At 65.3% G+C, this 22,249-nt stretch carries 18 protein-coding genes; 7 read left to right on the plus strand and 11 right to left on the minus strand.

Annotated elements, in window-relative coordinates; all coding sequences use genetic code 11:
• Positions 1-154: 154 nt before the first annotated feature.
• Entirely contained in the window at positions 155-1,087 is a 933-nt protein-coding gene (locus AC0V2Y_RS22225; protein ID WP_475416334.1) for a LysR family transcriptional regulator, read from the plus strand.
• Positions 1,088-1,263: 176 nt separating this feature from the next.
• On the opposite strand, the gene AC0V2Y_RS22230 is transcribed toward AC0V2Y_RS22225, so the two are convergent.
• From AC0V2Y_RS22230 to AC0V2Y_RS22240, 3 genes are read right to left on the minus strand one after another with little or no spacing between them, the layout of a single operon-like run.
• On the minus strand, positions 1,264-3,084 hold the full coding sequence (locus AC0V2Y_RS22230; protein ID WP_475416333.1) for a glycoside hydrolase family 15 protein: 1,821 nt from the start codon (positions 3,082-3,084) through the stop codon (positions 1,264-1,266).
• Positions 3,085-3,087: 3 nt separating this feature from the next.
• The gene (gene otsB, locus AC0V2Y_RS22235) at positions 3,088-3,852 is read right to left on the minus strand and encodes a trehalose-phosphatase (protein WP_475416332.1); all 765 of its coding nucleotides are present in this window, start codon (positions 3,850-3,852) and stop codon (positions 3,088-3,090) included.
• The gene (locus tag AC0V2Y_RS22240) at positions 3,852-6,128 is read right to left on the minus strand and encodes an alpha,alpha-trehalose-phosphate synthase (UDP-forming) (RefSeq protein ID WP_475416331.1); all 2,277 of its coding nucleotides are present in this window, start codon (positions 6,126-6,128) and stop codon (positions 3,852-3,854) included. Before AC0V2Y_RS22240 ends, otsB begins: the two co-directional genes overlap by 1 nt.
• A gap of 260 nt (positions 6,129-6,388) precedes the next feature.
• Between AC0V2Y_RS22240 and AC0V2Y_RS22245 the strand changes: the two genes are divergently transcribed.
• The 3 genes from AC0V2Y_RS22245 (at position 6,389) to AC0V2Y_RS22255 (ending at position 10,164) form a co-directional block, all read left to right on the plus strand.
• On the plus strand, positions 6,389-7,510 hold the full coding sequence (locus tag AC0V2Y_RS22245) for a mechanosensitive ion channel family protein (protein WP_475416330.1): 1,122 nt from the start codon (positions 6,389-6,391) through the stop codon (positions 7,508-7,510).
• Positions 7,511-7,555: 45 nt separating this feature from the next.
• Positions 7,556-8,851: a cation:proton antiporter gene (locus AC0V2Y_RS22250; RefSeq protein WP_475416329.1), complete on the plus strand. Its 1,296-nt coding sequence runs from the start codon at positions 7,556-7,558 to the stop codon at positions 8,849-8,851.
• A gap of 122 nt (positions 8,852-8,973) precedes the next feature.
• A complete protein-coding gene (locus tag AC0V2Y_RS22255; protein WP_475416328.1) occupies positions 8,974-10,164 on the plus strand; it encodes a serine hydrolase domain-containing protein in 1,191 nt (396 codons plus the stop codon).
• On the opposite strand, the gene AC0V2Y_RS22260 is transcribed toward AC0V2Y_RS22255, so the two are convergent.
• Positions 10,161-10,544, minus strand: coding sequence for a YkvA family protein (locus AC0V2Y_RS22260; RefSeq protein WP_046685558.1), 384 nt, complete (start codon positions 10,542-10,544; stop codon positions 10,161-10,163). The two genes, AC0V2Y_RS22255 and AC0V2Y_RS22260, sit on opposite strands and share 4 nt — an antisense overlap.
• A gap of 92 nt (positions 10,545-10,636) precedes the next feature.
• Between AC0V2Y_RS22260 and AC0V2Y_RS22265 the strand changes: the two genes are divergently transcribed.
• Positions 10,637-11,752 (plus strand): DNA topoisomerase IB, encoded by a 1,116-nt coding sequence (locus AC0V2Y_RS22265; RefSeq protein ID WP_475416327.1) that lies wholly within the window; start codon positions 10,637-10,639, stop codon positions 11,750-11,752.
• Here the strand turns inward: AC0V2Y_RS22265 and AC0V2Y_RS22270 are convergent.
• On the minus strand, positions 11,706-11,936 hold the full coding sequence (locus AC0V2Y_RS22270; protein ID WP_475416326.1) for a hypothetical protein: 231 nt from the start codon (positions 11,934-11,936) through the stop codon (positions 11,706-11,708). The genes AC0V2Y_RS22265 and AC0V2Y_RS22270 overlap by 47 nt on opposite strands.
• A gap of 264 nt (positions 11,937-12,200) precedes the next feature.
• Here AC0V2Y_RS22270 and AC0V2Y_RS22275 point away from each other — a divergent pair, with 264 nt between their 5' ends.
• Positions 12,201-15,581: a hypothetical protein gene (locus tag AC0V2Y_RS22275; protein ID WP_475416325.1), complete on the plus strand. Its 3,381-nt coding sequence runs from the start codon at positions 12,201-12,203 to the stop codon at positions 15,579-15,581.
• Positions 15,582-15,594: 13 nt separating this feature from the next.
• Here AC0V2Y_RS22275 and AC0V2Y_RS22280 read toward each other — a convergent pair whose 3' ends face one another.
• The 3 genes from AC0V2Y_RS22280 to AC0V2Y_RS22290 are packed head-to-tail and all read right to left on the minus strand — an operon-like array spanning position 15,595 to position 18,709.
• A complete protein-coding gene (locus tag AC0V2Y_RS22280) occupies positions 15,595-16,416 on the minus strand; it encodes a ferritin-like domain-containing protein (RefSeq protein WP_475416324.1) in 822 nt (273 codons plus the stop codon).
• A gap of 41 nt (positions 16,417-16,457) precedes the next feature.
• Complete coding sequence (gene dsdC / locus AC0V2Y_RS22285; RefSeq protein WP_475416336.1) at positions 16,458-17,378, minus strand: DNA-binding transcriptional regulator DsdC; 921 nt, start codon at positions 17,376-17,378, stop codon at positions 16,458-16,460.
• On the minus strand, positions 17,378-18,709 hold the full coding sequence (locus AC0V2Y_RS22290) for a D-serine ammonia-lyase (RefSeq protein WP_475416323.1): 1,332 nt from the start codon (positions 18,707-18,709) through the stop codon (positions 17,378-17,380). Before AC0V2Y_RS22290 ends, dsdC begins: the two co-directional genes overlap by 1 nt.
• Positions 18,710-18,998: 289 nt before the next feature.
• On the opposite strand from AC0V2Y_RS22290, the gene AC0V2Y_RS22295 reads away from it, so the two are divergent.
• Positions 18,999-19,187 (plus strand): hypothetical protein, encoded by a 189-nt coding sequence (locus tag AC0V2Y_RS22295; RefSeq protein WP_326456342.1) that lies wholly within the window; start codon positions 18,999-19,001, stop codon positions 19,185-19,187.
• A 43-nt stretch (positions 19,188-19,230) separates the two neighbouring features.
• On the opposite strand, the gene AC0V2Y_RS22300 is transcribed toward AC0V2Y_RS22295, so the two are convergent.
• The 3 genes from AC0V2Y_RS22300 to AC0V2Y_RS22310 form a co-directional block, all read right to left on the minus strand.
• Positions 19,231-19,452, minus strand: a complete 222-nt coding sequence (locus AC0V2Y_RS22300; protein WP_475416322.1) for a hypothetical protein — start codon at positions 19,450-19,452, stop codon at positions 19,231-19,233.
• A gap of 226 nt (positions 19,453-19,678) precedes the next feature.
• A complete protein-coding gene (locus tag AC0V2Y_RS22305; protein ID WP_475416321.1) occupies positions 19,679-21,757 on the minus strand; it encodes a TonB-dependent receptor in 2,079 nt (692 codons plus the stop codon).
• Positions 21,758-21,846: 89 nt separating this feature from the next.
• Entirely contained in the window at positions 21,847-22,245 is a 399-nt protein-coding gene (locus AC0V2Y_RS22310) for a DUF2946 domain-containing protein (protein WP_475416320.1), read from the minus strand.
• Between the last annotated feature and the right edge of the window lie 4 nt (positions 22,246-22,249).

Consider the following 22,249-nt stretch of genomic DNA (forward strand, 5'->3'; position numbering starts at 1 on the left):
TGCCGCTGCGCTGGCGCTGCTGTGGCGGTTGACATCATGCCTCCGGAATGAGCTATCGAATCCAGACGATAGAACGAAAGCGCCAGCGCGACAATCAACCTGCTACCATGTTCATTACCCTGAAGTTAATGAACTCCCTTGAAAGAGGTTAGTCATGGCCATCAACGAAGAAATTACCCTGAAAAAGCTGGAAGTTTTTCTCAGCTTCATGGAATTGAACAACCTGGCGCGGGTGGCCGATGCGCTGGGCCAGAGCACGGTCAGCGTGCACCGTGCCCTGCACTCGCTGGAAGACGGCTTGCGCTGCCCCCTGTTCAAGCGCGAGGGCCGCAGCCTGATACCCCTGCATGCGGCCTACACCTTTGCCGAATCGGCGCGGCGCGCGCTGGCCGAATGCGAGGAAGGCGTGCGCAAGGTGCGCGAAATGTCGGGCATCAACCCCGTGCGCCTGAAGATCGGCTCGCTGTACTCACTGACCCTGCACTGCATCCCGCAGCTGGTGATCGCCCTGAAGCTGCGCCGGCCGGGCCTGGATATCGACCTGACCCTGGGCTCGAACCGCGACCTGCTGCAAAGCCTGGCAGACGGCCGCCTGGACGCCATCATCATCGGCGTGCAGGAGGACGAACAGCATGCGGGGCTGGTGGCCGTGCCCCTGTTCCAGGACGACGTTTACCTGGCCGCGCCGCTCGGTTCGCCCTATGCAGGGGCGGCCTCGGTGGACTTGCAACAGTTGCGCAACGACAAATTCGTCACGCTCAGCGAAGGTTTCGTCACCTCGCAAAGCTTCAATCACGCGTTTGAGCTGGCGGGCTTCGTGCCCGACACCGCGATGCGCGTGGGCGACATCTTCTCGCTGATCAACCTGGTCAGCGGCGGCATCGGCTACAGCCTGCTGCCCGGCCGCGTGCGCGCCTTCAGCTCGCGCATCGAACTGCTGCCCCTCGACGCGCGCTACGGCTCGCACCAGCAAATCACCCTGCTGATGCAGAGCAGCCGTGAGCGTGATCCCAATTTGCTGGCGCTGGCGGCGGAGTGCAGGTTGTATGGGCGCAGGGAGCCAGCTTTACCCAAAACTCTGACTTAACATCTAAACAATGGCAAAACAACCCAAGGCCCGGGTCTCCAACCCGGGCACCTCGGGCCCAGCGGGCCTGAAAAATGCCCAAGGCAAGGCGCGCGGGCGCAGACAGTACGAATGTACGGCAAGCCCAAGCAACGCAGCCATGGACATTTTCTCAGGCCCGCGATCCAGGCCCGCACTTAAATAGCACTATCCCAAGGCGCCGACAACCGCACCGCACAGTTAATCAACCCCACCATCGAATACGTTTGCGGAAAGTTCCCCCACATCTCCCCCGTCACGGGGTGCGTGTCTTCCGACAGCAGGCCCAGGTGGTTGCGCGCCAGCAGCATGGTTTCGAAGATCTTGCGCGCCTCATCCTTCCTGCCGATGCGCGCCAGGGCGTCGATGCGCCAGAAGGTGCAGATGTTGAAGGCCGTTTCGGGCTTGCCGAAGTCGTCGGGCGCTTCGTAGCGGCGCATGTAGGGGCCGTCGCACAGCGACGCTTCGAGCGCGTCGACGGTGGCGATGAAACGGGGGTCCATGGGGTCGATGAAGTTGACTTCCGCCATCAGCAGGACGGAGGCGTCGAGGTCGCGCCCGCCCAGGCTTTCCGCGAAGGCCTGGCGCTCCTCGCTCCACGCTTCGCGCAGCAGGCGTTCGCGGATCAGCACGGCGCGGCTGTTCCAGTGGTCGGCGCGGTCCGGCAAGCCCAGTTTGTGCGCCACTTTCGCCAGGCGGTCGCAGGCGGCCCAGCTCATCAGCATGGACGAGGTGTGGACCCTGGCGCGCGTGCGCAGCTCCCACATGCCGGCGTCCGGCTCCGCATGCAGCCGGAAGGCCTGGTCGCCCACGGCTTCCAGCGCGGCAAACTCGGCTTTTCCCGCCCGGTGGAACAATCGGTGGTCAAGGAAGGCCTGCGCCGCGCCCAGGACGATATTGCCGTAGACGTCGTGCTGGAAGTGTTCCTGCGCCTGGTTGCCCACGCGCACGGGGCCATTGCCCCGGTAGCCGGGCAAATGGTCGAGTATCGATTCGGGCAACTGCTCTTCCAGGCCGATGCCGTACAGGGGCTGGATGTGGCCGCCCTTCGAGCGGGCGACGATATTCGTCAGCCAGCGCAGATACTCTTCCATCGTGCCCACTTCCGACAGGCTGTTCAATGCCCGCACGACGAAGAAGGCGTCGCGCAGCCAGCAGTAACGGTAATCCCAGTTGCGGCTGCTGCCCGGCGCTTCGGGAATGCTGGTGGTCATGGCGGCGATGATGGCGCCCGTGTCTTCATATAAAGACAGTTTCAAGGTGATGGCGGCGCGGATGACCACGTCCTGCCATTCCAGCGGCACGGCCAGGCGGCGCGTGTAGGTGCGCCAGTAGTTGATGGTTTCCTTTTCGAAGATGCGCGCCGTCTCGTCGATGCCGCCGGCCAGCGTTTCATCGGGGCCCAGCAGGAAGTTGGCCGTGCCGCCCAGCACGAAATACGTTTCGCCCAGCACATAATTGAGCGACACATCCGTATTCAGGCGCAAAGTCTGTTCCGGCCCCACGTAGCGGATGTGGTGGCTGCCCTGCGTGATCTGCGGCGCCAGCCTGCCCCAGTCGTAGCGGGGGCGCAGACGCACGCGGATGCGCACGGCGTGGTCGAGCGGGCGGACCCGGCGAATCAGCATCAGCGGGCGGAACATGCGGTCGCGGCTGAGGAAACGGGGCGCGAAATCCGTGATTTCCACGCCGCGCCCCTGCGTGTCGTACAGACGCGTGCGCAGAACGGCCGTGTTCGGCTCATAGAACTGCTCGCTGCGCGCGAAGTTTTCGATGTCGATGGCCCATACGCTGCCGTTTTCCGTGTCGTCCAGCAAGCGGTTGAAGACGGGGTCGCCGTCGAAACGGGGCAGGCAGGACCAGACGACCTGCCCCGCCTGGTCGATCAGGGCGTTGAAGGCGCAATTGCCCACCACGCCGCAGTTCAGCGATGCTGGCGCGGACGGTTGGCTGGCGCGGGTGTCATGGGATGTCCTCATGGGCTACTCCTTCGATGTCGGGGATACGGAAGCGGCCAGCAGCGCGGCGCGCAAGGCGCCGGGGCTGGCCAGGCGCAGGGTGGCGGCGCTGGGGCCGCTGCCCACTTTGACGCCCTGCCCGCCTGCTTGTTGTACAAAGGCAAAACCTGCCTCGTCGGTGGTGTCGTCGCCCGCGAACACGGGCCGGCGGCCGGCGAAGGGGCTTTCCTGCATGAAGGCGGCGATGGCGCCGCCCTTGTCGGTGGCGGCCGGCTTCGCTTCCAGGACCATTTTGCCATTCAACAGCAATACCCCCGGGCACGCTTGCACGGCGGCCGTCATTTCCTGCAAGCACAATTGCTCGAGGTGGGGCACCAGGCGGTAATGCAGGGCCACGGCGCCCCGCTTCTGCTCCACCAGCAAACCGGGGTGAATCGCCGCCAGCGCCTGCGCGCGCGCCAGCACGGGCGCCACCTCGGGCGTGGCCGCCACGTGCAGCGCGCCATCGGCACCGCGCCGCTCCACGCCGTGCACGCCGGCAACAGGCAAGACCAGGGGCGCCAGCATGGCGTCGATCTGCGCCACGGGACGGCCGGAAATGAGGGCCAACGCGCCGCCATGGCGCTCGGCCAGCAGCGCCAGCGCTTCGATGACGCCGGGCGCCACATGCACGCCATCGGGCGTGGGCGCCAGGTCGACCAGGGTGCCGTCGAAGTCGAGGAAGACGGCTGTTCCGGGCGCACTCAGCAGCTGCAACAGGGCTGCGCTATCGTCACGGATATCGGCCATCACATCCCCCTGCGCCGCTTAATGCGGCTGTGGGCGTCGATCTTGGTCATGACCTTGTCGCGCTGGCGCAGGCGGGCCGCGTCCAGCAGCATGCGCCCGGCCCAGCGGTAGACATTGAAATGTTTGACTCTCGCCCGCATGCTTTTCATGCGCTCGCGCTGTTCCACGGGCGGCATCACGAGGGCGCGGTACAGCGCATCGGCGCCCTGCTCGATGTGATACGGGTTGATGATCAGCGCTTCATGCAGTTCCCGCGCCGCGCCGGTGAATTGACTTAGAACAAGGACACCCATCTCGTCGTCGCGCGCGGCGATGAATTCCTTGGCCACCAGATTCATGCCGTCATGCAAGCTTGTCACCATGCACACTTCGGAAGCGCGGAAATAGCGCTGCAAGTCGTCCTGTCCATGGTGTTCGGCCTTCAGCAGGATGGGCACGTAATCTCCGCTGCCGAAGCGGCGGTTGATGCGCTCGACCATCTTGCGCACCCGCGCGTCAAAACTTTGATATTCATCAAGCGAAGCGCGGCTGGGGGCGGCGATCTGCACGAACGTAAAATTGCCGACCATGCCGGGCTGCTGTTCCAGCATGCGCTCGACGGCCTGGAAGCGCTCGACGATGCCTTTCGTGTAATCGAGGCGGTCCACGCCGATGCCCAGCAAGTGGTCAGGCGCCACGCCCAGTTCGGCACGGATCTGTGCGCGGCACGCGGCCACGTCGGGCTGCGCCGGGTCGTCTTCCGGCCAGGCGATCGAGATCGGGTAATCCTCGACCTGCGTCATCTCGCCGCCGTAGGAAATCGTCGATGCTTCCGGCTCGATGCGGGTTTCCAGGTAGCGGTCCACCGTTTCGAGGAAATTCTTGCGGTGGAATGGCGTGTGGAAACCCAGGATCGTGCTGCCCAGCAAGCCGTCGAGGATTTCCTCGCGCCAAGGGCAAATGCCGAACGATTCCGAGTTCGGCCAAGGGATATGCCAGAAGGTAATAATCGTCGCCTTCGGCAAGGCTTCGCGCACCATGCGCGGCAGCAAGGCAAAGTGATAGTCCTGCACCAGCACGACGGGGTTGTCCGTCTTCGCCTCGGCAATCACGGCGTCGGCGAAGCGGCGGTTGACCCTCACGTACTGTTCCCAGTCGGACGAGCGGAACACGGGGCGCACGTGGGCGATATGGCACAGCGGCCACATGCCCTCATTGGCGAAACCATAATAGTATCCCTGCTCTTCCTCTTCCGTCAGCCACACGCGGCGCAAGGTATAGCTGGGGTTATCGGGCGGCACGGGCACGTGGTCGTGCTTGTCCACCGTCTCGCGGTCGGCGGAACCGGCGCCATGCGCGATCCACGTGCCGGAACAGGCCCGCATCACGGCTTCCACGGCCGTCACCAGGCCGCTGGCCGGGCGTTGTACGCGGATATCGCCGCTGCCGTCATCGGCTTTCGTGTGGATATACGGTTCGCGGTTCGACACGACGAGCACCTGGTCGCCCTGCAAGTCCGCTTCCAGCAGCGCGCGCAGCTTGTCCGGCGTCCAGTCGGACGACCAGCCGTTATCGCCCTGGCGTTCCAGATGGTATTCCTGCAGCAATTCGCGCAAGTCGCCGATCAGCGGCTGCATTTCCGGCGGCGGCGCGGGCGCGGCGGCGGGCGCCGTGGCGGCGGCCACTGCGCCATTGCTTTTCGGCATCAACTCGCCCCGCAAGATATCCTTCACGGCCGACAGCCAGCCGCGCCAGCTCAGGTGGGCGACGAACACGGTCATCAGGGAAATCAGCACGGCCAGCACGGCCAGGAAGGCAAAGATGAAGCGCTTGGTATCGGTATTGCGGCGCTCGACAAAGCTCATGTCCTGCACCAGCACCAGGCGGCCCAGCTGGGACGCGTCCTGCATGACGGGGGTTTCGCTCAGGTGGACTTGCCCTTGCGGCAATTGCGCCAGGGATTTGTACAGGCCGCCCGTCGAAGGCGTGCTCCAGCAGCCGATGGAAGTTGGGTATTGCGCTGACTGGTACAGCAAGTGGCCCGCGTTGTCGCAAAAGCCGATGGCGATCAGGCGTTCGTCGCGCGTGGCGCCCTGGAACAGTTCGCTGATGCGGGTGGCATCCTGCGCGGGCAGGTATTCGGTGAGCGAGGGGCGGAGGGTTCCGGCGAGCAATTCGGCCCGGCTGTCGAGGTCGCGCACATACCAGCGCAGGGTAATGTTATCCAGCAGGGGTACCACGATATAAGCAAACAGTCCCAGCACGAGGGCAAGCGGCAGGATGAAGCGCAAGGACATTCGGAGTGATCGTACTATCATCGGTTTCCTTTGCAAAAACAAAAAGCATGGCAAGTATGACTATGTTTCCAATGCGGCGACGCCCGCTTGCTTTCCGTATTGAAACGTCAACGTGGCATGGCGCAGCGCAGCAATTTCGTCCAGTATCCCCCTTGCCCGAAGTCTTATCCGTACGGCAACGCACGCCCCCGCGACGTCATCTGCCCGTAAAATACCCGCTTCCGACATCCATTTCACTTATCAATAAGGAGTTTTCGCCTATGGATCTCAGCACGTTTCACTCGCTGATGGGAGGCCCGCTGCGCTCGGCGCTGACCGTGCTCGTTTCCGCCCTGCTCGTCACCGTGGTCGCCATCGGCGTGCACCGGGCCGGCATCGGCTTGCTGAAAAGACTGGCCCAAGGCCACGCGCTGGCCAGCAACGTGGCGCGCGTAGCCTTCCGCGCCAGCCAGCTGTGCCTGATCGTCTTCGGCCTGCGCATGGTGCTGGCCAGCGCGCCCGACGACACGCCGGGCCTCGTCGCCATGTCGCACCTGGCCAGCGTGGCGCTGATCATCGCGCTGACCTGGCTGGCCATGCAATGCATCGAGTCGCTCAGCATCACGATTTCCCAGATCAATCCCGTCGACGCGGCCGACAACCTGCGCGCGCGCCGCCGGATCACGCAAGCACGCGTGCTCACGCGCAGCGCGCATGCCATCGTCGTCCTCCTGGGCGTGTCCTTCGTGCTGCTGACCTTGCCCGGCGCGCGGCAGATCGGCGCCAGCCTGCTGGCCTCGGCCGGCGTGGCGGGCCTGGTAGCCGGTATCGCCGCCCGGCCCGTGCTCGGCAATTTCATTGCAGGGCTGCAGATTGCGTTTTCGCAACCGATCCGCATCGATGATGTGCTGATCGTCAATGGCGAATGGGGCACGGTCGAGGAAATCAAGGGGACCTACGTGGTCGTGCGCGTGTGGGATGAACGCCGGCTGATCGTGCCGTTGCAATGGTTCATCGAAAATCCGTTCGAGAACTGGACGCATACCTCCTCCGACATCCTGGGCACGGTGTTCCTGTGGCTCGATTTCAGCATCCCGATCGAGCCCCTGCGGGCGGAACTGACGCGCATCTGCGCATCCGCCAAGCAATGGGACGGCCGCGTCTGCACGGTGCAGGCGACGGATTCGAACGAGCGGGCCGTGCGCGTGCGTTTCCTGATCAGCGCGGTGGATTCAGGCACGGCGTTTGAATTGCGCTGCCTCGTGCGCGAACAGATGCTCGCCTTTATCACGACCAATTATCCGCACAGCCTGCCCCGCTTGCGCTCCACGCTCGACCCGATCGAGCTGCACGCCATGCAGGCGCAAAACGATACGGTACAGCTGCACAAGGCGTACAAATAAGCTGCGGCGCGCTGCCCTGGCCCATGCGCCGCTAAAATAGGGAGCATGAGCACCACCGCCTGGTTCATCCTGATCGGTTGCCTGATGCTGGCGCGTGGCCTGGGCGCCGACGGCATCGCGCGCCTGCCATTGACCTCGGCCATCGCTTACCTGGGCGTGGGCCTGCTGCTGGGCCCCATGTTCCTCGGCCTGTTCTCGTTCGACCTGGTGCAACAGGCGCCCCTGCTGGAAACCCTGACGGAAATCGCCGTCCTCATCTCCCTGTTTTCCGCCGGCGTCAAGATGCCCGTGCCCTTCAGCCTGGCGCGCTGGCTGCCTTCGCTGCGGCTGGCGTGGCTGTCGATGGCCATTTCCGTGGCGCTGGTGGCGGCCTTCGCGTGCCTGGTGCTGGGCCTGCCATTGGGCGCGGGCATCCTGCTGGGCGCCATCCTCGCGCCCACCGACCCCGTGCTGGCCACCGACGTGCAGCTGCGCCATGCGGGCGACAGCGAGCAATTGCGCTTCATGCTGACCAGCGAGGCGGGCATGAACGATGGCAGCGGCTTTCCTTTCGTCATGCTGGGACTGGGCTTGCTGGGCCTGCATGAGCTGGGACCGCATGGCGCCACCTGGCTGTGGCGCGATTTGTTCTGGGCCAGCGCGGGCGCCATCGCCCTGGGCGCGGCCGGCGGCGCGCTGCTGGCCTGGCTGGGCTGGCAAGTGCGCGCCAAGGAGCCGAAACACGCGATGCTGGACGACCTGGCGGCCCTGGGCCTGATCGCCCTCGTCTACGGCGTCTCCACCTGGCTGCACGCGTGGGGCTTCCTGGCCGTCTTCTTTGCCGGCGTGGCCTTGCGCCAGACGGAACTGCGGCTGGCCGGCGCGCCGAAAGACCGGCAAGGCTTGCTGCAGGCCGAGGAAACCCACGCCGTGTCCGCCGCCAGGCCGCACGACAGCGAGGTGACGCTGACCGTCAGCGGCGAAGCCCTCGTCTTCAAGGAACATCTGGAACGCCTGTCCGAACTGACCCTGGTGCTGTTGCTGGGCGGTGCCGTCACGGCCGCCGCCTGGAGTTGGCGGGCGTGGAGCGTGGCGCTGTTCCTGCTGCTGGTGGCGCGCCCGGCCAGCGTGATGCTCGGTTTGCTGGCCTCGGGCACCGGCATGCGCCTGCGCGGACTGGCCGCCTGGTTCGGCGTGCGCGGCATCGGCTCGCTGTACTACCTCAGCTATGCCATCGCGCATGGCTTGCCGCAAGGCCTGGCGCGCGAACTGGCCGACATCACCCTCGTCGTCGTCATCGTCTCCATCGTCGCGCACGGCCTGACGGTCAAGCCTCTGCTGGAGCGCTACTGGCGCAAATAACTGGTGTAAATGAGCACCGGCGATCCCCTTTTGTCATTGCTACAGAGCAATGTTTTGTCAATCGCCCCTATGGCGGGCTTAAATATTGTTAAGATAATTAAAAATGGTAAAAGAGAGAATCGATGAAACGAAGAAGCGTGCTGGGACTGGGCGTCTCACTGGCCCTGCTGCAGACAGGTTGCGCCACCGATCCGGCCAGGCTGGCGTGGGAAACGGAGTTTGACGGCTTCATGCGCGATGGCCTGGCCCGCACGGAAACGCCGGGCATGAGCGTGGCCGTGGTGCGCGGCGATCGCACCATCTTCGCGCGCGGCTATGGCTGGGCCGACATCCAGGCCGGCAAGAAGGCCGATGCCGGCACGGTGTTCCATGTCGCCTCCGTCAGCAAGCTCGTCACGGCCACGGCCGTCATGATGCTGCTGGAACAGGGCGCCTTCCAGCTCGACGACAAGGTGGCGGCCTACCTGGACTTCCCGCTCATGCATCCGAAGTTCCCCGACGTGCCCATCACCTTCCGCCATTTGCTCAGTCACACCTCGGGTATTTCCGATGCCGTGTACGACAAGACGGCGGCGTTTGCCGTACAGGGCGACCCCCGATTGCCCCTGCGCGACTTCGTCAAGGGCTATCTGTCGCGCGGCGGCGCCTGGTATGACGCGGATGTGTCGTTTGCCGCCCGGCCCGGCACGGAATGGCGCTACAGCAATGTGGGCATCGCCCTGCTCGGCTATCTGGTGGGCCGGTTGAACCCCGATGGCCTCGACGCCTACACGCGCGAGCACCTGTTCGAACCGCTGGGCATGGACAGCACGGCCTGGAACCTGGCCGGCTTGCCGCGGCGCGCCGTCGTCGCCCAGCCGTACGCGCACAAGGAGCCGGGCCTGCAAGCGCTGCCGCCCGTCGGCTATCCGGACTGGCCGGCCGGCCTGCTGCGCAGCTCGGCGCAGGACTTCGCCCGTTTCCTGGCCATTTTCAGCAATGGCGGCCGGGTCGATGGCCACCGCTACCTGCAGGACGCGACGCTGCAACTGTTTTTCGCCCCGCAAGCGGCTCCCGTCGTGCCCGCCGATTCGTCCATGCGCCAGGCCCTGGTCTGGCTCTTGCGCGACGTCGACGGCAAGGCCCTGGCCACGCACAGCGGCGGCGACCCCGGCGCCGCGTCCGTCGTCTGCGTCGACCGGGCCCGCAAGACGGCCGTGCTGGCCTTCGCCAACGTCAGCGCCGACAAGGAGTTTCGTTCATTCCAGAAAGAAATCGTGCTGCGCCTGCTCGCCCATGGCGGCAGCGACGCGCCAGCTGTCAAGAAAAGCTAGGCGCCGAACCAGCCGCGCAGTTTCTCGGCGGCCCGTTCCTTGACCTCGGCCGTGATGTAGGTGGCGACGGTGGCGACGGCCGCGGCCAGCACGGCCAGGTCGTCCGCATAGCCGACCACGGGCGTGATGTCGGGAATCGCATCGATGGGCGAAATGAAATAGCCGAGCGCGCCATAGATGGCCGTCTTGGCCCACAGCGGGGTGTTCGGCTGCTGCGCCGCGTAATACAGCCACAGGGCTTTTTCGATGACTTCGCGTCCCGCCGTCTTGGCGAACTTGACGACCTTGTCCCAGAAGCTGTCATCCGTGTATTTCTTTTCATACTGCTTGTCGGCCTGGGGGGCGTGGTCTTCTTCCAGATTCTTTTTTCTGCCAAACATCTGCTGCTCCTGTCTGCCGCGCACGGCGTTACGAATGCGCACCTTAGCATAACGGCGCGCCGGGTGGGCGGCCTGCAAGGTAAGCTATCACTATGGAAATATCCGCCACCACCACGGCCCGCGCCGCCGGCCTGCGCTACACGGGCGACCATCAGAACGGCATCGCCCGATCGGGCAAGCCCGGCAAGTTCCGCTACCGCGATGCGGACGGCCAGATCGTGCGCGATAGCGCCGCCTTGACGCGCATCAAGGCGCTGGCCATCCCGCCCGCCTGGACGGACGTGTGGATCTGCCCGCATGCGAATGGCCATTTGCAGGCGACGGGCCGCGATGCGCGGGGCCGCAAGCAATACCGCTACCATGCGCGCTGGCGCCAGGTGCGCGACGAGGTGAAATATGAGCGCATGCTCAGCTTTGGCCGCGCCCTGCCCGCCATCCGCGCCGCCGTCGCGCGCGGCATGCAGCTGCCGGGCTTGCCGCGTGAAAAAGTGCTGGCCACCATCGTGCACCTGCTGGAATTGACGATGATGCGCATCGGCAACGAGGAATATGCGCGCGCGAACAAATCGTTCGGCCTGACCACCCTGCGCACGCGCCACGTGCAGGTCGACGGCAACGCCGTGGCCTTCCACTTCAAGGGCAAGAGCGGCGTGCGCCACGATATCCGCCTGAGCGACCGCAAGCTGGCCAGGGTGCTTGCGCGCATGCGCGAGTTGCCGGGCCAGGAACTGTTTCAATATGTCGATGACGAAGGCGCGCGCCACGGCGTCGATTCAGGCGACGTCAACGATTACCTGCGCCAGGTGACGGGCGAAGACTACACGGCCAAGGATTTCCGCACCTGGTCCGGCACCCTGCTGGCCGCGCTGGCCCTGCAGGCGTTCGAGCAGGTCGATTCCGATGCGCAAGCGAAGAAAAACATCGTGCAGGCGATCGAGTCCGTGGCAAAAAAGCTGGGCAATACGCCGACGATCTGCCGCAAGTGCTATGTGCACCCTGCCGTGCTGGAATCGTATCTGGATGGCAGTTTATTGGAAGGCATGCGCGCGCGGGCGCAGCAGCAGTTACGGGAAGAACTGCCGGCACTGGCGCCGGAGGAAGCGGCCGTGCTGGCCTTGCTGCAGCAGCGCCTGCAAGCGCAAGCCGCCAGCAAGGCGGCGGTCAAGCCTGGCGCGCGGGCTGGGGCTGGCACTGGGCCGACAGCGTGAGGGCATCGCTGCCGCACACGGGCAAGGCGCCGTGCCCCGCTTCGCGCGCCACGGACGCCGGCGCGGCATCGCTGGCCGGCGCCTCGCCCGTAGTCATCCAGGTGGCTGCCAGGGTCGAGAACGTAAACAGGCAGATCAGCAGGAATGGCTTGTTCACGTGAAGGGACTGGTCTGGCTTTTGCATCGCATACTCCGTCGGACTGGTTGGCTGTTGCAGCATGGACACGATCATCGCGTGTTTCCGCAAGGCATACAATCAGACGGTTTCGACAAGATGGGTAGGACAGCGCTGACAGACTCATCCATAAAGTCCGGTGTCGGAATATTTGACACCCGCTCCCGCCCGCCTCAGCCAAGCCCTTGTTTTTACGGTATATTTTACATGGGAACGCTTCCTGCTTGACCTCTCGCCTGGGCACGCTTGGCGCCAGTCTATGGGGGGACGATCATGAGCTTTATCAAACAAGTGCTGCTGGCGCTGCTGCTATGCGCCATGTCGGCAGCGCACGCCACCAGCATCGGCTACACGGCGACGTCGCTGGGCGGCACGCAGTGGCGCTACGACTACACGGTCAGCAATACCACCCTGGCCGTGCCCATCGAGGAATTCACCTTGTTCTTCAGCGTGGGCACCTACGCCAACCTGCAGAACGTCTCGACGGCGCCCGGCTGGGACGTGCTGCTGGTGCAGCCCGATCCCGCCATTCCCGCCAGCGGCTACTTCGACGCGCTGGCACTGGCGGGCGGTATCGTCCCCGGCGCCACGGCCACGGGCTTTTCCGTCACCTTCGATTACCTGGGCGCGGGCAGCCCCGACGCCCAGCAGTTTAGCATCCTCGACCCCGTCTCCTTCATCGAACTCGACGCGGGCATCACGCAGCCGGCCGCCATCGCCCTGCCGTCCACGCCATGGCTGCTGCTGGCCGGCGTGCTGGCCCTGGCGTGCCTGCGGCGGCGCCAGCTGGCCGCCGCCGCGCTGGCCCCCTTGCTGGCTGCTGGCCTGTGCGCCTGCGGCGGCCCCAACGATCCCACGCAGCCGCCCGCGCCGAAAATCATGCTGGCCGCCGCGGCAAGCAGCAGCACCGCCCAGGCCGCCGGCGACCTGGAAGTCATCTTGCTCGATAAAGTGGCCGAGCAGCGCGTCAGCCGCACGGCCTGGGACTACACTTACCGCGTGCACATCCGCAACAATGGCAGCGAGGCGGCTGGCAATGTGCAAGCCGTGCTGGCCAGCGCGCCCGAAGGCAGCACCATCATCGATGGCGAGGTGCTTGCCGGCAGCATCGACGCGGGCGCCACCGTCGTTCCCGACGACACCATCACCCTGCGCATCGAACGCAGCATCGCCTTCCAGAGCGCCGGCCTGGTCTGGACTTTCAGCACCGGCGCCGGCATCGCCCTCGATCCCGTGCGGCCCGCGCAGGTGGTCGTGCTGTCTCTGTCCGGGCTGGGCTTTCCCGACGGCGCCGACAGCGTCAAGGCCAGCGGCGCCGTCACGGACGTGCTGCTGCAGGACGGCACTCTGCGCTTTTCCACGCCGGGCGACACGGGCGTGGACCAGCAAGCGCAACTTTTCCTCAGCAAGGGCGGCAAGGTCACCACCCTGGACGTGCTGATCCGGACGGAACTGCCCACGGCCGTGGAAACCTACGTGGAACCGGAAGACGATGGCAGCCTGCCCGCCACGGCGCCCGTGCTGGCCATCACGGGACTGGGGCCGAACAACCGCCTGCAGGCGGGCGCCATGGGGTTCCGCCTCGTGGGCGCGGCCCCCATGGCCCTGCAGGACGACAGCGACGGCCTGCTGTCCACCCCGAACGGTGTGGCCATCAGCCTCAAGAACTACTGGACGTTCGATGCGGCCAGCGGCAGCTTCAGCATCGGCGCCACGGCCATGCGGCAGCTGCTGGCGGCCTTGCCCAACGGCAGCTACGACCTGAACCTCAATTTCGTCTCGCAGGACGGCGAGTTCACGGCCAGCTATGCCTTGATCGTCATCAAGTCCGGCATCGTGCTGCAGGGACAGCTGCGCACGCCCGCGGGCGGCAATGCCACGGGACTGGCCGGCAAGAAGATGCTATTGGCCGGCTACAACAACCATCAGCGCCAGGTGGCCGTGGTCGACGCCACGGGCGCCTTCCGCTTCGATGGCGTGCTGCCCGATACCTGCCAGCTGACCTTGAACGACCTCGCCCACCCGAACGTGGTCAGCGTCAGCGCCGTCGTGTTTGACAACAGCAGCACCGTCAATGTCGACATCGTGTATCCGTACGGAACCGGCCTGGCCCTGCGCAGCGCGGCGCAGAGCTATGTGGCGGGCACGGTCACGCAGGATGGCGCCGGGCCGCCCGCGCGCGCGGTGCCTGCCGGCGCCCGTGCCGCGGACGACGTCACGCCGCACGATGACGAGGGCAGCAAGACGTTCACGGCCACGGCGGCCGCGCAAAACCAGACCATCACCTCGCCCGTCGCCTTCACGGTGCCCAAGGGCACGAAAAACGTGGGCGTGAAAATCACCGTCAGCACGGCCGAGTATCCCGTCTACACGACGGCGCAAAGCCAGTACAACGATACCTGGTCCTACGCCGTGACGGGGTTGCCCGGGGTCAACCTGGCCGCCGCGGGCGCCGTCAACCAGACCCACTTTACGCAGGGCACCATCGTCAGGACGGAGTGCAGCGACGTCAGCAAGCAAACCAAGGATGGGGCTTTGAGCCTGGGCGGCAACGTCAGCGCCACGAATATCGGCGACAGCGCCCTGCCCACCGTGACGACGGTGGAGCTGAGCCTCGCATGCAAGGGCTTGAAGGTGACGCTGGCAAAATTCCTTTCGCCCAACAAGGACGCCCACCCCGTGCTGCAGCCGATCAAGCTGACGGGCAATCTGGCAGGACCGTATGTGTCCATCTCGCAAGGCAACGCCACGGCCACCCACACCTTGCCGCTGGAATTGCATTACACGCCGGCGGCGGCGACGATTACGGAAGTGAACATCGGCATTGCGTCCGGCGGCGGCGATCCCGCCTTCAGCACGGAGAATTTATTGTCCCAGACCAATACCAAGACCGCCGGCAGCGTGAAATTTCCCGGCCTGGTGCTGCCCGCCTTTGCCGGCGCCAAGCTCGACAAGAAGGCCGTCGTCACGCTGCGCCTGAAGGGCCGCATCGACAATGCCGACGCCAGCTCCGACCCGGCCGAAGGGGGCCAAGTGGAGTTCAAGGGCGACACGGCCTACATCCCCCTGTACCTGGCCGACAACGAGGCGGCGCTGGCGGCGCGGCGCTACGGCACGCGCGATGCCGGCGGCGATTCCTGGGCCACGCGCCTGGCCATCGCCTGGCTGGCGGGCAAGGCTTACCGCTTCGACGACATCAGCGGCCAGCACGTGACGCAAACGGCAACGGGCCGTTCCATCCTCGGTCACAGCGGCCACAGCGACGGCCAGCAGATCGACTTGCGCTACGCGGACGGCGCGGGCGGCTACACGGACGCGCTGGGCGGCCAGAACGATGGCGCCGCCATTCACCAGCTGATCAACGACGCGAAGGCGGAAGTGGCGGCCAACCCCGCGCAAAAGCCGAAACTGGCGGCCCTGCAGGCATGGATCGCGGCGAACCGGGCCATGCTGGCCCAGGAAGCGGCGCCGGCCAGCACGCGCATCATCTACATCGGCCCCGGCTTCATCAAGCTGGCCCTCGTCGACGGGCGCTTTTCCGCCGCGCCGGCCGACCATATCCCCGGCGCGGGCGCCTGGACCAAGCCGGCAAAGGTGCACATCGAAACGGGACACCTGAGCCACTGGCACATCAGCATCACGGCCCATCCATGACGGCGCGATGGATTCAGGCGGGCAGATCGGACAATTCCAGCTCCGAAAACCCCGCCCGGCGCCGCGCTTCGAGGTTGAACGGGCCGCGCAGGGTGGGCGCTTCGTAGCGCAGCGCCAGCTCGGCATAGGTGGCGCGCAATTCCAGGCCCCGCTGCCCGCACAGATAACCGTACCAGCGGTTGCCGATTTCCACGTGCCCCACTTCATCGCGCAGGATGATGTCGAGGATGGCGGCCGCCGCCATGTCGCCCGCCTGCGCCAGCTTGGCGCGCAGCGGCGGAATGGCGTCCAGGCCCCGCGCTTCCAGCGTGCGCGGCACCAGCGCCATGCGCGCCAGCACGTCGCCGCGCGTCTTGTCGACCATTTCCCACAGGCTGTCGTGGCCGGGGAAGTCGCCATACGTGTGGCCCAGCACCTGCAAATGCGCCTGCAGCATGGCAAAGTGCGTCGCTTCCTCCTTCGCCACGCGCAGCCAGTCCGTATAGTAATCAAAGGGCAAATCCGGGAAGCGCCACAGGGCGTCGAGCGCCAGATTCATCGCGTTGAACTCGATGTGCGCCAGCGCGTGCACCAGCATGGCGCGCCCCTCCGGCGTGATCATCGAGCGCCGACCCACCAGGCGCGGCGGCACCAGTTCCGGACGCTCGGGACGGCCCGGCACGGCGCCGGATGGGGCCAGCGGCGCCTGCGCATCGAGAGAAAGTTGCGCTGCGGCCATGGCCGCCACCATCGCTACCTTGGTCGCCGGGTCCGGTTCCAGCAGGCAGGCCAGCGCAGTGCTGCGTAACTCGCGCAATTGCGGCGGCGCGGTGGGGGTCGATGGGGATGGCTGCATGGGCATTCTTTCGTGCGCGTTTCAATGAGGGGCGCAGTGTATCAAATTGCCTGCCCCAGCAGCCAGTCGAACAAGGCCTGCACGCGTGCCGGCAGTGGCCGCGCGGCATGCACGAGGTAGTACGCCTGCGGGCTGGGCAAGTTGAAAGCGCCGAACGGCAAGACCAGCTGGCCGCTGGCCAGCCACGGCTGCACCAGCTGGCGCCGGCCCATGGCCACGCCCGCGTGGTGGATGGCCGCCTGCGCGCACAGGTCGGCGCGGTCGAAACGCAGGCTGCGCGCGGGCAAGGTCACCTCCGGTGCCTGCCCGGCCAGCCATAGCCGCCACTCGGCATCGGGCGCGCAGGCGGGCCAGGCCAGCGTGTCGTGCAGCAGCGTCGCGCTGGCCAGCTGTGGCGGCGCGTCAAACAAGCCGTGTTCGCGCGCATATTGCGGGCTGCAAACGGGCGCCAGCCATTCGTCCATCAGCTTGCGCGAGACCAGGCCGGGAAAGTGGCCGTCGCCGTAATGCAAGGCCAGGTCGACCTGGCCGGCGCGAAAGTCCACGCTTTCATTGCCCACGCGCAAGTCGATCGACACGTCCGGATACCGCGCGGCGAACCCCGCCAGGCGCGGCACCAGCCAGCACTGGGCGATGGACGGGCGCGCATGCACGGTAATGCTGCCCGCCAGCGCATCGCCGCCGGCCAGCGCCGCATGCAAGCCATCCCAGCCGATTTGCAGGGCGGCGAAGATGCGCTCGCCGTCGGCCGTCAGCTTGACTTGCCGCGTCAGGCGCTGGAACAGCCGCAAGCCCAGGCTGCTTTCCAGCCGCGCGATGCGGTGGCTGACGGCGCTGGGCGTGAGCGCCAGTTCCTGCGCGGCCAGCGCAAAGCTGGCATGGCGCGCCGCCACGAGAAATGTGTGCAGGTTGGCAAACTGGCTGGCCGTCAGCGTGGCCCTGCTCGGCGCTCCGGCCGGCATCACGCCGCTCCGGCCGCCAGCAGCGCCCTGCCCCGCGCCACGTAGGCCGCCATTTCTTGTTCCGGCACCATGCTGCCGCCCGTGCCCCATACGAGGTGCGTGGCCTTGTCCAGGTGCTGCTGGTACTGGGGCGCGGCCAGCACGGGATTGATGCCCGCGAAACCGGCCACGGCGGACGGTTCCAGGCGCAAGCCTTGCGTTTGCTCCAGCGTCGCCAGCAAGCGGTACAGTTCTTCATCCGTGACGGTGGCGTAGCCGTCGATCAGCCGCTGCATGGCCCGGCCGACGAAGCCGGACGGACGGCCCACGGCCAGGCCATCGGCGGCCGTGAGGTTGTCGATGCCGATTTCCTGCACGCTGATTCCCTCGTGCAAGCCCGTGTGCACACCCAGCAGCATGCACGGCGAATGGGTCGGCTCGACGAACACGCAGTGCACGGCATCGCCAAAGGCCAGCTTCAAGCCGAAGGCCACGCCGCCGGGACCGCCGCCCACGCCACACGGCAGGTAGACGAACAGCGGGTGCTCCTCGTCCACCGCGACGCCGGCCGCGGCGAACTGGGCTTTCAGGCGCTGGCCCGCCACCGCATAGCCGAGGAACAGGTCGTGCGAATTTTCATCGTCGACGAAGTGGCAGGTGGGGTCGCTCTCCGCCTGCTTGCGCCCCGCTTCCACGGCCACGCTGTAATCGGTCGCGTACTCGACGACGGTGACGCCGTGGCTGCGCAATTTATCCTTCTTCCATTGCCGCGCATCAGCCGACATGTGCACGGTGGCGCGAAAGCCCAGGCGCGCGCTCATGATGCCGATCGACAAGCCCAGATTGCCCGTGGAACCGACGGCGATCGCATACTGGCCAAAGAAGGCGCGCACGGCGTCGCTGGCCAGCACGCCGTAGTCAGCGTCCTCCTTCAGCAAGCCCGCGTCCAGCGCCAGCATTTCCGCATGTTTCAACACTTCATAGATGCCGCCGCGCGCCTTGATCGAGCCGGAAATGGGCAAATGGTTGTCCTGCTTGAGCCACAGCTGACCGCTCGTCATGCCTGAGGCTAAACCCAGCGCCGCCTGCATGGCGGGCAGCGGCACGACGGGCGACTCGATGACGCCGCCGCTGGCCTGCGTTTCCGGGAACGCCTTGGCCAGATATGGCGCAAAACGCGCCAGGCGCGCGCTGGCATCGGCCACGTCGTCCGCCGTCAAGCCCACGTCGTTCAAGGCCTCGGCCGCCGGCGCGATGGCGGGATTGAACCAGCTCAAGGGCTGCAAGGCCATCAGCTCTGTAATCAGGGGAAATTTTTCGCGCAGTGCGGCGATGGCGGAAGTGGGCAGCATGGCAAGCTCGTGTAGGAACAAGCCATGATTAGACCGCATCCGGACGCCGCTGGCAAACGATGGTTGCTCAGGCAATGGATGACGGCAAGTCATGTATCCCGCATTCATCTCCAGGCACTCACCTTGGCCCATAGCTAAATTTAATTCTCGAATGCATTATCGATTAAAGAAAAATTTCCACAAAGGCACAAAAATAAGTTATCTTAAAGGCAAATAAAAGGAGACATTTTTTCTCTTTTCTACCGAGGCAAAAATGCGCTCCAAGAATGACAAAGTCACTGCTACGAATATGGATACCCTCGACTGCGCAAGGCAGGACGATCTGACGGCCCAAAAGGTCGAGGTCGGCATTATTTTCCAGGAAATGCTCGATACCGCCACGGCCGCCGCCTACCTGGCCAAGAACAAGGTGCCGATCGCCACCGCGCTGCGCGTGCTGACGGGGTCGCGGCGCAAAAAGAGCGGCGGCGGAAATTGATGGTTCTGTGCGGGATGAGCTGGGAATGGTCTGCTTGAACAGCTCAGGGCTTCAAGGGAAGAGCCGCTACTTCATACCACACCCGTATCCCTCGCTCAACCTGGCTGATCGCCGTCCAGCCCCTCGTTTCCGTGATGGTTTCGATGTTGACCGGACGCACGCCCGTTTTCAGCAGCCATTCATTGGCCAAGACCAGCGACCGGTCCATGCCGTCGGAAAGAGGACTGCCCGCAGTGGTCGAACGAAAATCTTTAAATGCGATCATGGACACCTTTTATTCAGTCAGCTTCATTTGAGCAGATAAAGCCTTCAGCCTCCGCTATCGCACCCATGTGCGCCAACGCCAGAAGCAGGCGCCAGAGAGCATAACAAATTACCGTCGAGAAACATGCGCACATTGTCACGCCCACATGGCGCTTGCCGATGCGGCGATGCCAGCGTGCGTCTTCTTCCCGCATCGGCAGCAGGAAGGCGCACACTGATTGCCAGGCTTAGAACTTCAGCTGCAGCCCCAGATCAATCGACCGGCCCTCGGCCGGCAAGGCTTGCAGCGCCCCGCCGTTCGCCTTCAGTCCCGACAGGTACACGCCACCGAGCGGGTCCGCATACGCGCGGTTGAACAGATTGCTCACGCCGGCGCTCAGGCTGGCCATCTTGTTCAGCGCCACGCTGCTGCGCAGGTTGACGAGCGCATAGCCGCCCGTCTCCGGTTCGAAGCGCCGGGCGTCGACCTTGTCCTTGCGGGCCACGATCTTCGTTTCGATGCGGCTGCTCCAGGCGCCCAGCTTGTGCTCGACGGCCAGCAAGGCGTTGAGCGGCATCATGCGGTACAGGTCGCCGCCATCGCCGCGCTTGCCCCGCGTGTAAGCGGCATTGCCGGTCGCCATGAAGCGGCCCCAGCGGGCGCTGCTGGCCAGCGGCAGCTGCCACGCCAGATTCGCGCCGTACAATTTGGCGTCATGGTTGGCAAAGCGCAGCAGGTTGCCGTTCGCGCCCATTTTCATGTACGGGTGGAAAGACGCCAGCACGTCGACGTCGATGTAGTTGTCGACCTTGCTGTAATAGGGATTGACGCGCAGGAACCAGCCCTCTTCGCCGCCGCCATGCCAGTCGGCCGTCAACGCCGCCGTGTAAGCCGCCTCGGGTTTCAGGTCGATATCGCCCACATAGCCGTTGCCGTCGCCAAACCAGTTGGTCATGGTCATGGCCATCGAGCCGCGCCCCCACGAGTAGCGCTCGTACAGGTTGGGCGAGCGCACCTTGCGCGCCAGCGCGAATGCATAGCTGCTGGCCGCATCGGGCGTAAAGGTGGCTTGCGCGGAGGCATCGATATTCGTGTCGCGCCGGCTGCGGCTGCGCGCATTGAAGGCCCTGGCGGCCATCACATCCGGCATGTTCATCATGTTGGTGCCGTACGATTGCACGTCGCCCGTGTCCATGCGCACGGATTCGCCGCGCACGCCCAGCACGCTCGTCCAGCGCGCAGCGTGGCGCGTTTCCAGTTCGCCGAACAGCACGGTACGGTCGCGCTTGCCGTCATTGATGTTCAAATAGGTACGCGGCCCCATCATCATGGAACCGGGCACGGCCGGCCAGTAATCGTCAAGGCGGAAGCCGTGCCACTCCTGGCCCAGGCGCAACTCGCCCGCAGCCGTCGGCAGACTGGCCATCAAGGCATAACCGGTGTTGCGTCCATGCGTAATCATCGGCATCGAACCCTTGCGTTCGGGCGAGAAAAAGCCCATTTCGTGGTCCGTCTGCTGCCAGTAGGCGCGCGCATCGAACACGCCCCAGGCAAACGTGCCCTGGTAGGCGAGGTTGGCAAACTGGCCGTGGTTGTCCGTCATGTCCATATACTGGTTGGGGAAACCCTGGTACGGGATGTGCTGCATGCCGGCGCGCAGGGTCAGCTGCTGGCCATCGCGCTTGGCCGCCAGCACGATGGCCTGGTTGATGCTTTCAAACATGCTGGCCAGCACGGTGTTGCCGTGGCCATCTTCATAGCTGTGGCCGCGCGTGGTGGCGCCGCTGTAGCCGATGCTGAGCACGTCGCTGGCGGCAGAGGCGTTCACGCTGGTCGCCACGCTGTTGTTGACGCTGCGGCCCGACACGGCAAAACTGCCTTGCGTCAGCAACGCCGCGCCGGGCTGGGCGAACACGGGCGCGTTCGATTGCACCTCGATGGTGCCGCCTATGCTGTCGCCGCCCGCGCTGACGGGTGTCACGCCGGCGATCAGGCGGATGCGCTGCACTTGTTGCGGATCAATGTACGACAACGGCGCATTCATATGATTGGCACAGGCGGACGTCAGTTCCATGCCGTCGATGCGGATCTTGAGGCGGTCATCGGCAAAGCCATTAACCACTGGCAAGCCGGACACGCCGCCGCCGGCCGCCACGCTGTAGCCGGGCGTGCTGGAGAGCATCAGCGCCGTGTCGGCGGCGGAACGGTAGCCGTCGCCTATGGCCGTGACGATGACTTTCATCTCGGGCAGAACCTCTTCAGGGCGCGTTTGCGCCACGGCGGGCATGGCGATGGCGAGGGAAATCAATAACGGTAAATGTTTCATGGTGCTGCTTTCGGATTCTGTATGGGTCAAACGAACAGGCGCAAGCGCACGGCATGCGCGGCGCAAGGCAGTTCAGGGAAAGGGACAGATCAGAAAGCGGCGGGCGGACCGCGGGGCTGGACGGGCGTCCAGGCGAACAATGGCGTGGCGGACTGGTAGAACAGCTCGGGCAGCAAGCCCGTGAGGAGCTCGCCAGAAGCGAGCACGAGGGAGGTGGGCGGAATCGACAAGGTGTCCGCATGCATGCTGCAGCACGGGCAGTCGGCCATGCGCATGCCCGATTTTTCTGGCGCGGAGGGTTCCTGCGCATCGTAGCGGACGGGCATGGCTTGCATGCCGCCCGCCACCGAGCAGATTTCCAGGCTGGGCACGGCCATCCCGCTGGCGACCGTCAGCGCGCGCGATACCGTAGGGGCGAGCGTGGCCAGGAAGATGGCGATACACGCGATCCACAGGACGATGCTGGCTTTGCCTTTGCTGATGAACATGGCA

Source organism: Janthinobacterium sp. BHSEK, from assembly GCF_056174685.1.

What these genes read in the sequence shown, in the direction of transcription:
- AC0V2Y_RS22260 (WP_046685558.1), bottom strand. Translation starts at nt 10,544, where the DNA reads ATGTTTGGCAGAAAAAAGAATCTGGAAGAAGACCACGCCCCCCAGGCC.
- otsB (WP_475416332.1), bottom strand. Translation starts at nt 3,852, where the DNA reads ATGGCCGATATCCGTGACGATAGCGCAGCCCTGTTGCAGCTGCTGAGT.
- AC0V2Y_RS22295 (WP_326456342.1), top strand. Translation starts at nt 18,999, where the DNA reads ATGGATACCCTCGACTGCGCAAGGCAGGACGATCTGACGGCCCAAAAG.
- AC0V2Y_RS22225 (WP_475416334.1), top strand. Translation starts at nt 155, where the DNA reads ATGGCCATCAACGAAGAAATTACCCTGAAAAAGCTGGAAGTTTTTCTC.
- AC0V2Y_RS22230 (WP_475416333.1), bottom strand. Translation starts at nt 3,084, where the DNA reads ATGAGGACATCCCATGACACCCGCGCCAGCCAACCGTCCGCGCCAGCA.
- AC0V2Y_RS22250 (WP_475416329.1), top strand. Translation starts at nt 7,556, where the DNA reads ATGAGCACCACCGCCTGGTTCATCCTGATCGGTTGCCTGATGCTGGCG.
- AC0V2Y_RS22305 (WP_475416321.1), bottom strand. Translation starts at nt 21,757, where the DNA reads ATGAAACATTTACCGTTATTGATTTCCCTCGCCATCGCCATGCCCGCC.
- AC0V2Y_RS22290 (WP_475416323.1), bottom strand. Translation starts at nt 18,709, where the DNA reads ATGCTGCCCACTTCCGCCATCGCCGCACTGCGCGAAAAATTTCCCCTG.
- dsdC (WP_475416336.1), bottom strand. Translation starts at nt 17,378, where the DNA reads ATGCCGGCCGGAGCGCCGAGCAGGGCCACGCTGACGGCCAGCCAGTTT.
- AC0V2Y_RS22270 (WP_475416326.1), bottom strand. Translation starts at nt 11,936, where the DNA reads ATGCAAAAGCCAGACCAGTCCCTTCACGTGAACAAGCCATTCCTGCTG.
- AC0V2Y_RS22255 (WP_475416328.1), top strand. Translation starts at nt 8,974, where the DNA reads ATGAAACGAAGAAGCGTGCTGGGACTGGGCGTCTCACTGGCCCTGCTG.
- AC0V2Y_RS22245 (WP_475416330.1), top strand. Translation starts at nt 6,389, where the DNA reads ATGGATCTCAGCACGTTTCACTCGCTGATGGGAGGCCCGCTGCGCTCG.
- AC0V2Y_RS22280 (WP_475416324.1), bottom strand. Translation starts at nt 16,416, where the DNA reads ATGCAGCCATCCCCATCGACCCCCACCGCGCCGCCGCAATTGCGCGAG.
- AC0V2Y_RS22300 (WP_475416322.1), bottom strand. Translation starts at nt 19,452, where the DNA reads ATGATCGCATTTAAAGATTTTCGTTCGACCACTGCGGGCAGTCCTCTT.
- AC0V2Y_RS22265 (WP_475416327.1), top strand. Translation starts at nt 10,637, where the DNA reads ATGGAAATATCCGCCACCACCACGGCCCGCGCCGCCGGCCTGCGCTAC.
- AC0V2Y_RS22240 (WP_475416331.1), bottom strand. Translation starts at nt 6,128, where the DNA reads ATGTCCTTGCGCTTCATCCTGCCGCTTGCCCTCGTGCTGGGACTGTTT.
- AC0V2Y_RS22310 (WP_475416320.1), bottom strand. Translation starts at nt 22,245, where the DNA reads ATGTTCATCAGCAAAGGCAAAGCCAGCATCGTCCTGTGGATCGCGTGT.
- AC0V2Y_RS22275 (WP_475416325.1), top strand. Translation starts at nt 12,201, where the DNA reads ATGAGCTTTATCAAACAAGTGCTGCTGGCGCTGCTGCTATGCGCCATG.